The organism is Mesorhizobium sp. M7A.F.Ca.CA.002.09.1.1, from assembly GCF_003998555.1.
In the GTDB taxonomy this organism is placed as follows: Bacteria; Pseudomonadota; Alphaproteobacteria; order Rhizobiales; family Rhizobiaceae; genus Mesorhizobium; species Mesorhizobium ciceri.
The window spans coordinates 1-10,551 of sequence record NZ_RZRR01000079.1 but is presented as its reverse complement, the minus strand read 5'-3'; the positions used below and the strand labels follow the sequence as shown (position 1 = coordinate 10,551).

17 protein-coding genes, 1 tRNA gene and 1 pseudogene are annotated in these 10,551 nt (G+C 63.2%); 7 read left to right on the top strand and 12 right to left on the bottom strand.

From position 1 onward, the window contains the following. Together EN994_RS05965 and EN994_RS05960 are read left to right on the top strand one after the other, a co-directional pair. Positions 1-297: pseudogene (locus EN994_RS05965) on the top strand (AI-2E family transporter); the annotation flags it as partial. A gap of 79 nt (positions 298-376) precedes the next feature. Beyond that, positions 377-865: a GNAT family N-acetyltransferase gene (locus EN994_RS05960; protein ID WP_027160744.1), complete on the top strand. Its 489-nt coding sequence runs from the start codon at positions 377-379 to the stop codon at positions 863-865. 57 nt (positions 866-922) lie between these two features. On the opposite strand, the gene EN994_RS05955 is transcribed toward EN994_RS05960, so the two are convergent. The 4 genes from EN994_RS05955 to EN994_RS05940 form a co-directional block, all read right to left on the bottom strand. After that, complete coding sequence (locus EN994_RS05955) at positions 923-1,924, bottom strand: aldo/keto reductase (RefSeq protein WP_063168567.1); 1,002 nt, start codon at positions 1,922-1,924, stop codon at positions 923-925. A 79-nt stretch (positions 1,925-2,003) separates the two neighbouring features. Then, a complete protein-coding gene (locus tag EN994_RS05950) occupies positions 2,004-2,249 on the bottom strand; it encodes a DUF982 domain-containing protein (protein WP_013530762.1) in 246 nt (81 codons plus the stop codon). 130 nt (positions 2,250-2,379) lie between these two features. Further along, entirely contained in the window at positions 2,380-2,559 is a 180-nt protein-coding gene (locus EN994_RS35295; RefSeq protein WP_024501614.1) for a hypothetical protein, read from the bottom strand. Between the two features lie 110 nt (positions 2,560-2,669). Next, positions 2,670-3,554: a LysR family transcriptional regulator gene (locus EN994_RS05940; RefSeq protein WP_013530764.1), complete on the bottom strand. Its 885-nt coding sequence runs from the start codon at positions 3,552-3,554 to the stop codon at positions 2,670-2,672. 103 nt (positions 3,555-3,657) lie between these two features. Here EN994_RS05940 and EN994_RS05935 point away from each other — a divergent pair, with 103 nt between their 5' ends. After that, positions 3,658-4,527 (top strand): NmrA/HSCARG family protein, encoded by an 870-nt coding sequence (locus tag EN994_RS05935; protein ID WP_013530765.1) that lies wholly within the window; start codon positions 3,658-3,660, stop codon positions 4,525-4,527. An 80-nt stretch (positions 4,528-4,607) separates the two neighbouring features. Here the strand turns inward: EN994_RS05935 and EN994_RS05930 are convergent, their stop codons facing one another. Further along, the gene (locus tag EN994_RS05930) at positions 4,608-4,925 is read right to left on the bottom strand and encodes a hypothetical protein (protein WP_063168566.1); all 318 of its coding nucleotides are present in this window, start codon (positions 4,923-4,925) and stop codon (positions 4,608-4,610) included. Between the two features lie 278 nt (positions 4,926-5,203). Here EN994_RS05930 and EN994_RS05925 point away from each other — a divergent pair, with 278 nt between their 5' ends. Then, complete coding sequence (locus EN994_RS05925; RefSeq protein WP_013530767.1) at positions 5,204-5,446, top strand: hypothetical protein; 243 nt, start codon at positions 5,204-5,206, stop codon at positions 5,444-5,446. Positions 5,447-5,537: 91 nt separating this feature from the next. On the opposite strand, the gene EN994_RS05920 is transcribed toward EN994_RS05925, so the two are convergent. From EN994_RS05920 to EN994_RS05905, 4 genes are all read right to left on the bottom strand, one after another. Next, the gene (locus tag EN994_RS05920; protein WP_013530768.1) at positions 5,538-5,744 is read right to left on the bottom strand and encodes a hypothetical protein; all 207 of its coding nucleotides are present in this window, start codon (positions 5,742-5,744) and stop codon (positions 5,538-5,540) included. 194 nt (positions 5,745-5,938) lie between these two features. Further along, a complete protein-coding gene (locus EN994_RS05915) occupies positions 5,939-6,124 on the bottom strand; it encodes a hypothetical protein (protein WP_013530769.1) in 186 nt (61 codons plus the stop codon). Between the two features lie 317 nt (positions 6,125-6,441). Continuing rightward, positions 6,442-6,515, bottom strand: a tRNA-Gln gene (locus EN994_RS05910). Positions 6,516-6,599: 84 nt separating this feature from the next. Beyond that, a complete protein-coding gene (locus EN994_RS05905) occupies positions 6,600-6,890 on the bottom strand; it encodes a hypothetical protein (protein WP_013530770.1) in 291 nt (96 codons plus the stop codon). 545 nt (positions 6,891-7,435) lie between these two features. Between EN994_RS05905 and EN994_RS05895 the strand changes: the two genes are divergently transcribed. Further along, positions 7,436-8,503, top strand: a complete 1,068-nt coding sequence (locus EN994_RS05895) for a PAS domain S-box protein (RefSeq protein WP_063168565.1) — start codon at positions 7,436-7,438, stop codon at positions 8,501-8,503. A gap of 5 nt (positions 8,504-8,508) precedes the next feature. On the opposite strand, the gene EN994_RS05890 is transcribed toward EN994_RS05895, so the two are convergent. Next, on the bottom strand, positions 8,509-9,447 hold the full coding sequence (locus tag EN994_RS05890; RefSeq protein WP_063170278.1) for an alpha/beta hydrolase: 939 nt from the start codon (positions 9,445-9,447) through the stop codon (positions 8,509-8,511). A gap of 146 nt (positions 9,448-9,593) precedes the next feature. On the opposite strand from EN994_RS05890, the gene EN994_RS05885 reads away from it, so the two are divergent. Both EN994_RS05885 and EN994_RS36685 read left to right on the top strand, forming a co-directional pair. Further along, entirely contained in the window at positions 9,594-9,902 is a 309-nt protein-coding gene (locus EN994_RS05885; RefSeq protein WP_013530773.1) for a hypothetical protein, read from the top strand. Positions 9,903-9,993: 91 nt separating this feature from the next. Further along, positions 9,994-10,128: a hypothetical protein gene (locus tag EN994_RS36685; RefSeq protein WP_263484935.1), complete on the top strand. Its 135-nt coding sequence runs from the start codon at positions 9,994-9,996 to the stop codon at positions 10,126-10,128. 38 nt (positions 10,129-10,166) lie between these two features. Here EN994_RS36685 and EN994_RS05880 read toward each other — a convergent pair whose 3' ends face one another. Next, entirely contained in the window at positions 10,167-10,412 is a 246-nt protein-coding gene (locus EN994_RS05880) for a DUF982 domain-containing protein (RefSeq protein WP_027160738.1), read from the bottom strand. Positions 10,413-10,426: 14 nt separating this feature from the next. After that, positions 10,427-10,551: DUF982 domain-containing protein (locus tag EN994_RS05875; RefSeq protein ID WP_127307433.1), on the bottom strand; the 125-nt coding region annotated here is incomplete at its 5' end.

Genomic DNA, 10,551 nt, shown 5'->3' with positions numbered 1-10,551 from the left:
TTCCTGAACCGGGATTCCATCAAGCACGCCCGCTTTCTGGTCCGCCGGCTGAAGCGTGCGAAGGCCGCACTTCGGGTGGGAATCGTGTTCTGGTCGGAGGCCGACAGCGAGGACAAGGAGACGGCGGGCAAACTGGCGCGTGACATGAACGCGGATTTCGTGGCGCATGGCATGGTCGACGCCGTGCTGGGCGCGCTGTCAAACGAGCCGCCGGTCGCGCTCAAGCTTGTCGCCAAACGGCGCATGCGGCGACAGCGGGCCGCGTCCAAGAAGGTTACCGCGGCAGCGGCGGGTTGACCGAAATCGGCGGAAGGCCCATGGAACCAGGCGGCCCTCCGCGCGGCCTTACGGATTAGCTACCCGTCGGCGGTGAGAAATGCTCGAAATTCGCCCAGCCCAGGAAGCCGACCGGTCGGCGATCGTGCAACTGTGGCATCAGGGCTGGCATGATGCCCATGCGCATCTGGTTCCAGCCGAAATCCTGGCGTACCGAACGCCGGCGCATTTTGCGCTGTGGCTGGAGCAATCCACCGATGCCTTCCATGTGGCGGCTGCCGATGGATTGCTTGGCTTCGTCTCGATAAACGGGGCGGAGCTGGTCAAACTCTATGTAAGCCCGCAGGCACGGGGAAGCGGAACCGCCCGCGATCTGCTGTCTTATGCCGAGCATCTCTTGTGCGAACAGGGCGTGGCGGAGGCCGAGCTTTTCTGCACGGCGGGAAATGTCCGCGCGCAGAGATTTTATGCCCGCGAAGGATGGCGCTTGAACCGCAGCTTCGAAGACGCACTTTGGCTGCCGGATGATGTCGCCGGCAGGTTCACCGTGGAAACCCACTGCTATCGGAAGCATCTGGGCTTTCGTTAGCATCACTATTCGGAACGAGCTTGGCGAGATTGTCGCGGACGCTGGAGCAGGCGCCCCCTACCGGTCGACCATCGCCATGCCCCGCTCGGTATAGCGCGGGCCGGAGATTTTTCCCGGCGCGAGCGCTTCGTTGAGCGCGGCCATCTCGGCGGCATCGAGTTTGATAGCGGCGCCGGCGACGTTCTCTTCCAGGTATTTTCTGCGCTTGGTGCCGGGGATCGGCACGATGTCGATGCCAAAGCCGTCGCCCTTCGCCAGCAGCCAGGCCAGCGCGACCTGGCCGGGCTTGACGCCGCGGGCAGCGGCGATGTCGCTCACCTTGGCGGCCGCCTCGACATTGGCGTCGTAGTTTTCGCCCTGGTAGCGCGGGTCGTTGCGGCGATAATCGCCGTCGGGATAGTCTTCCGCACGCTTGACCTGGCCGGTGAGAAACCCTCGGCCGAGCGGCGAGAACGGCACCAGGCCGATGCCGAGTTCGCCAAGCAGCGGGATGATCTCCGGCTCCAGATTGCGCTCCCACAGCGAATACTCACTCTGCAACGCCGACACCGGATGCACGGCATGCGCCCGGCGGATGTTGGCTGCACCCGCTTCCGACAGGCCGAAGAAGCGCACCTTGCCTTGCGCGACGAGTTCGCCGACGGCGCCCGCGACATCCTCCATCGGCACCGCCGGGTCGACGCGGTGCTGGTAGAGCAGGTCGATACGGTCGGTTCCGAGGCGGCCGAGCGAGGCTTCCACCGCCTCTCGAATGTGCTCGGGCCGGCTGTCGGTTCCGGTCTGCTTGCCGTTTTCGATGCGGAAGCCAAATTTCGTGGCGATCGTCACCAGGTCGCGCTTGCCCTTCAATGCCCGGCCGAGCAGGGCTTCGTTGTCGTAAGGGCCATAGACTTCGGCGGTGTCGAGGAAGGTGCAGCCGAGGTCGATGGCACGGTGCAGCGTGGCGATGGATTCGGCCTCGTCGGCCGGGCCATAGGACTGGCTCATGCCCATGCAGCCGAGGCCGATAGCCGAGACCTGCAGCCCCTGGCTGCCGAGCTTGCGTGTTTTCAGGGTCATGGCAGGCGTTCTCCGGAGGGGGCGCAGCGATTATAGCGTCAGCAGGTTCAATCGATACGCCTATTAGATCACGATGTGGCTATTCGATCAGGATGTGGGCTTCGCGCGCTGCTTCGACGAGCGCCGCCCTGGCGACGTCGGGGGCAACATCGCCGCTCGTCGCCCGCTGGCAGGCGCGCAGTGCGGACCGATGCTTCGGGCTGCCTGCGTCACGCCAATGTGTGGTGAGCAAATCAATGGCCTGCTGTGTGTTGGACAGATGATGGATGGAACCGGTGACGCCGACCGAAACCGCCACAGGTTTGGAGAACCATGCCGTTTGCATTGGAACCACCTCAATTGGGCTGAAGCAATAAACGCTTATGGCCGCTCAAGGTTTCGTCGCTACCAATCAATCTGGCGTGATAGATTGCCGATACCCCCAGCGGCATTGGGCCCCACATTGTCCGCGGGGCTCACATGTTCGAGGCGACATCGCGGGTGGGCGGTGTTTTGGGTTTGTGGGCGGCGCGTTGCCGCGTCGCCTGGTGGGCAGGGCGGGGTTTGACCGTGTTCACGGTCGTGGGCGCCTGCGCCTTGCGGCGCTTGAGCCAGTTGGCTGACAGTTCGGCAAGGAGACTGCGCAAGTCTTTCACGACGTCCTCCTCTTGTAGGGCGACAAGGTAATTGCCGTCGCCCCAACTTGTTCCACCGCAAACTCCTTCCGCCAAAAATAAAAGTTCTTGCCGGCGAAAGCGGTCGGGCATCACCTGCCGATATAGGCGGCCAGTTCGTCCGGCGTCCCGTTCGGGAAGGCCTGTTTCAGAAAATCCAGGAACGCCGACACGCGCGGGCTGAGCAGCCGCCGGGAGGGGTAGAGCGTCCAAAGAGCGATCTCAGGGGCGTCGATGTCCCCCCAATTCACCAACGTGCCGTCAGCCAAATCGTGGGCCACCAACGAAATGGGAAGACGTGCCGCACCGACCCCCGCCCGCACCGCATCGCGCACCATAATGAGCGTTCCCAAAGCGAGGACCGGCTCGATTTTGATCGTCGACCGGCCACCCTCGGTCTTCACGTGCCATGTTTGCCGTTCGCCTTTCCCGCGCGCAACGGCAGGGGCCGGTCCACCGGTGCGAGGAAGGTGAGGGCTCGCCACGACGACCAGCCGGTCGCGGAGAAACGCCCGTCCGACCAAGCTTTCGTCGGGATCCGGGTTGACCCGGATCACCAGGTCGTAGCCTTCCTCGATCATGTCCACAGCCCGGTCCTCCGTCGTGACCTCCAGCCTCACCTCCGGAAATTTGAGGGCAAATCCCGCGGCGATCCTCCCCATCGCGGTCTGAGAAAAAAGCAGGGGCGCGCTGATCCGCAGTCTCCCCTTGGGTCTTTGACCGCCCGAGGCGATCGCCGCGGCCGTCTCGTCCAGTTCGGCAAGCAACGCCCCCGTCCGCTCGAAAAGCGCCCGTCCTTCCTCGGTCAGCTTCAGGTTACGCGCACCCCGTTCAAACAGGCGCAGGTCAAGGCTGCTCTCCAAGTCTCCAACGCGCCGCGACAGGGTTGCCTTGGGCCGGCCGGTGGCCCGTGCCGCCTTGCCGAAACCGCCATGGCGGGCAACGAGGTTGAAATCGGTGAGGGCCAGAATATCCATAGGTGTTCCACCAGTGAGACGGTGCGTCTAAAATTTCGGTCTGTTTGAGTGTTTGTGAGCCACACATATTGGGCCTGTCAAGCAACCCAACAGGAGAAATTCCATGACCATCCTCGTTACCGGCGCCACAGGCAATGTTGGCCGCCAAGTCGTCGAGCACCTCGTCAAGCGCGGCGCCGACGTCCGTGCTCTCGTCCGCGATCCGTCGAAAGCCAGCTTCCCGGCGGGCGTATCGGTCGCGCAAGGCGACTTTCTCGATGTCGATTCACTGCGCAAAGCCATGTCCGGCGTTTCCACCCTGTTCCTCTTGAACGCCGTGGTGCCGGACGAATTCACCCAGGCTTTGGTCGCGCTGAACGTCGCCCGATCGGCGGGCATCGAGCGGATCGTCTATCTCTCGGTGATCCATGCCGACGTGTATGTGAACGTGCCGCATTTCGCCGGCAAGTTCGGCGTCGAGCGAATGATCGAGCAGATGGGCTTCCAGGCTACGATCCTGCGCCCGGCCTATTTCATCCAGAACGACCTGATGATCGAAGACGTCATCACCGGCTATGGCACCTACACAATGCCGATCGGCGCCAAAGGTCTCGCCATGGTCGACGTGCGTGATATCGCCGAGATCGCCGCTCTCGAGCTGCTGCGCCGCGAACGGTCCGCGGAGCCGCTTGCGCTCGAGCGGATCAACCTCGTCGGTCCGCAGACACTGACCGGGACGGATATCGCGGCCATCTGGTCCGACGTGCTCGCCCGGCCGATCAGCTACGGCGGCGACAACACCGAAGGTTTCGAGCAGAATCTCAAGCAGTTCCTGCCTGCCTGGATGGCCTACGACATGCGCTTGATGGGCGAACGGTTCCTGACCGACGGCATGCTGCCCGAGGCCGGCGACGTGGAGCGCCTGACCGCGCTTCTGGGCCGCCCTCTGCGTCCCTATCGCGACTTCGCCTCACAAATCGCCGGCTCCGCCTGACGGAACGGCTCCGGTCATCATCCGGTTCAGAAACAGCAGGGCGGCCTTTTGAGAAGGCCCCCTGTTCAGCCGGTACCGTCTTACTGCAGGGTGGCCGGACCAGGCCCGTCGCGTTGGGCGATCATCCGCCCGCCATCGTCGCCACCGAGACCATCCACGAACAGGCCAGCCACGCCGTCGAAATTGGTGAGCCCGTCGAATTCAATTGCGGCGCCAATCAGCTGGGCTGCCTGGAAGACAATGTATTCGACGTCCTCGAGGGCGATGTTTTCGGCCAGGTTCCTGACCCTTACATGTTCCGCCACCGCCGTGATACTGACGATGCCGGTCTTCCTGAAGGCGATCTGGACCGCTGAACGGACGTCATCGCGCAGTCGCGCCGAGTAATCATACCGCATCGAAACCTCCCAAAGGGAACGGTTTTCTGTTCAGGTTGCACAATGCGGCAGGGGCTTCATCTTGGCAAGTCACGAATTAAATAATATCTAAACAAATCAGCTAGTTAGCATAGTTATGCAAGTATGCGCCTTACGCCGAATACCATCAGGCTCATCATGCGCATGAGAAGCAGTTCACTCATCCCGAGGTCTTGACGCGCTAGGAGCGCTTTCCTAACTATTAGGTAAGCGAGTTGAATACTCATTCGAGGTATCGGGATCCTGAGCGAGGGAGCGCGATGACTGAACTGGAACGCCCGGAACGGTTGCAGATCATGCTGACGTCAGACGAGCTGGCTGCGCTGGAAAACTGGCGCTTCGACAAGCGTATGCCGAGCCGTTCGGCCGCGGTCAGGGAATTGCTGCGGCGCGGTCTTGCCTCAGACGGCTTCCTGACGGCGGAGCAAGGGGCGAAGTCGCAAGACTTCGGTATCCTGCCAACCGCCGGCGGCAACGGCATTTCCGAAAGCGGCAAGGAGTAGCGGTTCACCGCGCGTGAGCCGCTCCAGTCCTTTCAGGCTGCCGGTCGCCGCAACGCGGTGCCGGCCGGCCCAGCGGACCATAACTCTCGATTCAGAGGATGTTGGTCGTCACTTCGACGACGATCGCGGCACCTTCCAGGCTGCCATTGGTGACGTGCACGACACGCGATACCCGCAGATCCTGCGTGGTTCCATCGATCGACAGCGCAACGCTTTCGCCGATCCGCGGAACCGCCTGAAAAACCGCGTCCGTGGCCTCCGGCCGGTTGTCGATCGATATGCGGCAGTTGACGGTCATGAGATGTCTCCTGTGTCGGCCCGGTGGTCAACGCGGGGTCCGCGAAATGGTTTCAGGAGCCGGATGCAACTTAACGGCGCCCAGATCCGTAAAACACTAATTGCTCCATTGTTCATCGTAACGGAGCAACAGGGCTCGCTGGGGGCGTTGGGGCTGCCCCGGCGAGCTTGATCCGCCTTGCCGGGGGCGTGGCGTCACCGGGGTATGGAGACGAGTTTCGGCGCCCGCAATTCCCCGGCCATCCTTGCCGCCTGGAAAATTGTCATCAAAACCAGGATGGGCTCACCCTCGGTCGGGTTGATGGTCAGCACGACGCGGCCAAGCTCGTCGCTCATGCCGCAAGACCAGTCCTTGACGGCTATCACCTTTCTCGCGGCCATATGCCGTTCTCCTGCACGGGAGGTTCTCTGCCGGCTACGCCGTCTGGAGTTGGTCGACAGAACCTTCGCCTGACATTGCAAGCAGCCGAAATGCGGCAAATGCGGCAAATATCATGAAAACCGCCGTGACGTTCAGGGACATCGTCGACGCAAGCACGCCCCCGTCAAAGCAACTCAGTTCCATGCGCTCTACCCCTTCAAGCCACTGACGGCCTGGATGATGATCCTGCTTCGAGTGAAATACAAGCGCGCGCTAATGTGCTGAAGCCGGCTGGCCAGTCTGCGCGCGGCTTCGAACCAGCCAAGCGCTTGGTTGCTGGTTCCCGCTCAAGGGCTCGAACCTCGATTCACGCCTTCAAAGGGCGCTGTCCTACCATTAGACGAAGCGGGAAAATGCACGTTGCGCCCCACCCCTAGCCGGTTCGCGCGCCGGGATCAACGCACTGCGGCGGCAAAGCCGATTGGAAGCGCGGTGTCAGTCCGGAAAGTTGGTGACAGGTTCCTCGCAGCGGTAGACCGGGCAGCTGCCGTCACGGGTCGGGACATAGGCCGACATCGGCACCTCCGGCCAGTCGCATTCGTTGCCGAACTGCCTGACATAGCGATCATAGGTGTTGGGGCCTGTGGTCAGCACCACGGCATGGCGGCTTTGGAGCAGTTGCCGGAGCTGGTCGCAACTCATCGTGCGGGTGTCGGGCCTGGCTTCGGCGAGGCCGGTCGCGGCCAGCAGGATCGCTGCCGTCAAGGCAATTCGGCGCATTGGCATGGCTGTTCCTCGAATGGACATATCGGCCGAAACTCGCATCCCGCCGGGTGGTTCCGCAACCGCCGGCTCGCCGTCTGTGGCAGCGCAACCAAATGGTCCGTCGTGCATTGCTGGGGATGGATGGCAGGAAGCCCTACAAAACTCCGCAATGGCGGCCCGGAAGCGGGGATCGCGAGGCCATGTGCTGTTCCTTCTGCGGCGGGCGCGACCACAGCTATGAGGACTGTCCGCAAAGGAATCCCGACGCCGATGCAGTGCCCGTTGCGCCGCCCAACGACGCCGGCTCCGAAAAAGCAGGCCGATGAGACGGACAGGGCGAAGCGGTCATCGGGCTTACAGCAGCTCGACTGGATCGGCATTTACGGCCGCAGAGGCATTGCCGAGATGGAGGGCCGGGCATTATCGTGACATGCGTGTCCGCGACCGCAAATGCGGAATGCTGCGCACCGACTGCAACCAAAATGCCCGGTCAGGCATTTCTAGCAGGAGGGGAATCCTCACGCAGACGCTGGCGGGAGGCGGCAAGGTGGGGCCACGACGGGGCAATGACAGAATTGGCAAGCGTCGATAGCCTGCTCGAAATCACTGCCCACGCTCGGCTGGCGGCGATTGTCGATTCGTCCTTCGACGCCATCGTCAGCAAGGACCTGAACAGCATCATCACCAGTTGGAACGCGGCGGCGCAACGCATGTTCGGCTACACCGCCGAAGAGGCCGTCGGCCGCTCCGTACTCATGCTCATCCCCGATCATCTCAAGGATGAAGAGACCGACATCATCAGCCGGGTTCGCAGGGGCGAGCTCCTGGCCAGCTATGAGACGATCCGCCGGCGCAAGGATGGCGGCCTCATCGCCGTGTCGCTGACCATTTCGCCGATCAGGAACGCGTCCGGCGAGATCATCGGCGCATCGAAGATCGCCCGCGACATCACCGCCAGCAAGGAGAGCGAGCGCCGGATCAGGCTTTTGCTCCGCGAGGTGAACCATCGCGTCAAGAACCAGTTCGCGGTGATCCTCTCGATGATCCGGGAGACCAGCAAACGCTCGACCGATCCGCGCGAGTTCGAGGAGATGATCCGTTCCCGCATCATGGCGCTGTCGCGGTCGCACGATCTGCTGGTGAACTCGGAATGGGCCGGCGCCAGCCTCTTCGACCTTGCCCAGGAGCAGCTCAAGCCGTTCGGCCACGAGGCGCGGGTATCGCTTTCCGGACCGCTTTTGACCCTGCAGCCGAATGCCGTGCAAAATCTCGGCATGGCGTTTCATGAACTCGGCACCAACTCTTCCAAATATGGCGCGCTGGCGAGCGAGGCCGGGCGGCTGGAGATCACCTGGCGGATCGTCGAAGGCGCTTCGGACAAGCTGGAAATCCATCTGCTCTGGGACGAGACGATGCCGGTGCGTGAGGGAGAGCGGCCCGGGGGGCGGCAAGACGAAAGCACGCGCAAGGGTTTCGGCACCGTCGTCCTGCAACGGGTCGCGCCGCAATCGCTGAACGGCTTGGCGGTGCTGGATCGCAGCCCGGGCCATCTCAGCTGGTCGCTGACGGCGCCGCTGGATTCGATCATCGTTCCGCAGTTGGGCGCCGACCTGCCTGAAACCGAAACGTCCTGAGCCCATCAAGGGGAGGGCGAAGGTAACTCCGATCGCACGGAGATGCCGTGACTGGTTTCGCCGAAGAAGCCGGCCAGCAGATCGGCCGTCCGCGCCGGGTCCTCCTCGGGGAAGAAGTGTCCACCCGGCATCGCCTGTCCGCGCACGTCGTCGGCCCAGCCGCGCCACAGCGCCAGTGGTCCGCCTTCGCCGGCATACCAATCCGCCAACGCGCCCTGACCGCTCCATAGCGCCAGCAGCGGGCAGCGGATGCGCCGGCCGGCTGCCTTGTCGGCATGGTCATGCTCGCGGTCGAGCGTGGCTGCCGCCCGATATTCCTCGCAGATGGCATGGGCGTGGGCAGGCGTACGCAGGGCCTCCACATAGGCCTGACGCACTTCGGCTGGAAACGCCGATGGCTGTGAGCCCCAGCCGTTGAGCGCATTGTCGACGATCGCCTCGGCGGCGCCGGACAGGATCTTTTCCGGCAATGGCTCGGGCTGCGCCAGCAGCGACCATGGCCAATAGCCCAGCGCCAGCCTGGCGTCGGCGCGGTCCCAGGCATCGGCGGTCGGCACGATGTCGAGGACGGCGAGCCTGTCGATGCTGCCCGGATGGTCGAGCGCCATGCGGTAGGCGACACGCCCGCCGCGATCATGGCCGGCGACCATGAAGCTGCTGAAACCCAGCTTCTCCATCAGCCTCACCAAATCGTCCGCCATGGCGCGCTTGGCATAGGGTGCGTGGTCCGGAGTGGACGCCGGACAGGAGCTGCCGCCATAGCCGCGCAAATCGGCGCAGACGACGCTGAACCGGCTGGCCAGAGCGGGCGCGATGTCGCGCCACATCAGATGCGTCTGCGGAAAGCCGTGCAGCAACAGCAATGGCGGCCCGGTCCCGGCACGCAGGCAGAATATGCCGGCATCGCCGGTGTCGATTTCCGCGCCTTGAAAACCTTCGAACATGACCGCCTCCGGCACGCGCAACGGCCGGCGAACGGGTTTGGTTGCAATGCCGCCCGGCGACGCGGCCAACCTTTTTCGTCGACAGGCGTTGTCCCTGTGAAGGGAAGGTCGCCGCAGGCGACCGTGAAAGAAAGAAGGAGGTAGGGATGAGAACTCTCGCCATCATGCCATTCGGCCTTATGCTGGCGCTGGCAGTGCCGGCCGCAGCCCAGCAGCAGAACGACAGCCAGGCGCCGCAGGCCGACAAATGCAGGGCTCAGACCGGGCAAGAGGCAAAACAGCAGCCTGAAAAGCAAGCCGATGACGGCAATTTGACCGCGAAGCTCAACGACTGCGGCGGCGTGCTGAAACCGCCCCCGACGGGAGACCAGGGCATGGCGGCGCCGGCCCCCGACGAAGGCAAGACGCCGGTGATCAAGCCGGGTGAAGTTCCACCCCAGCCGCCGAAGCAATAAACGCCGGCTCCCTGGTATTATCGCACAAGCTAATGGAACCTCGTTTTCTCGGGAGCGTTTTTCTCACGACTTGGAATTTGGAGAGATTATCGTGAGAGATATTGCAGCCACAGCCACGTTGCTTGCATCGATCGCCATCGTGATTGCATTGATTCTTCTGGTGCCGAAGAGCTTTGGATTCGAAACCTCTCAGCCGATTGTCCAGGGCGAGCTTCCAACGAAATGACAAAGCAGGCGAGGCACGACGTCTGCTTCCTTTGACACCTACCGCACCAAGACGCCGGCGTGGCTGCAGAGCGCTGCGAACGCTTCCTGCGCCTCGGCGGCGCCTGTCTGGGTTTCCAATGCGGCTTCGACCTTCTCGCGCGCCGCCTGGTAGAACGGGCCGCGCTTGGCCTGCGGCCAATCGATCAGGATTTCGCTGGCATCCCTGAGCGTGGCGACGTCGCGGATCGTGTCCGAGCCATGCGGCTTGATCCGCATCGGTGTGGGCAAAATGAGCTCGGACATGTCCTGTTTTCCAACTACTGCAGGAGTTTTGCTTCGCGCGCGGCGTCGATCACCGCCCGCATCGCTTTTTCCGGCGGCGTCCAGCCATCCAGCGCATCGCGGCAGCTGCGCAACGCCGCCCGGTAGCGCCGTCCCTGGC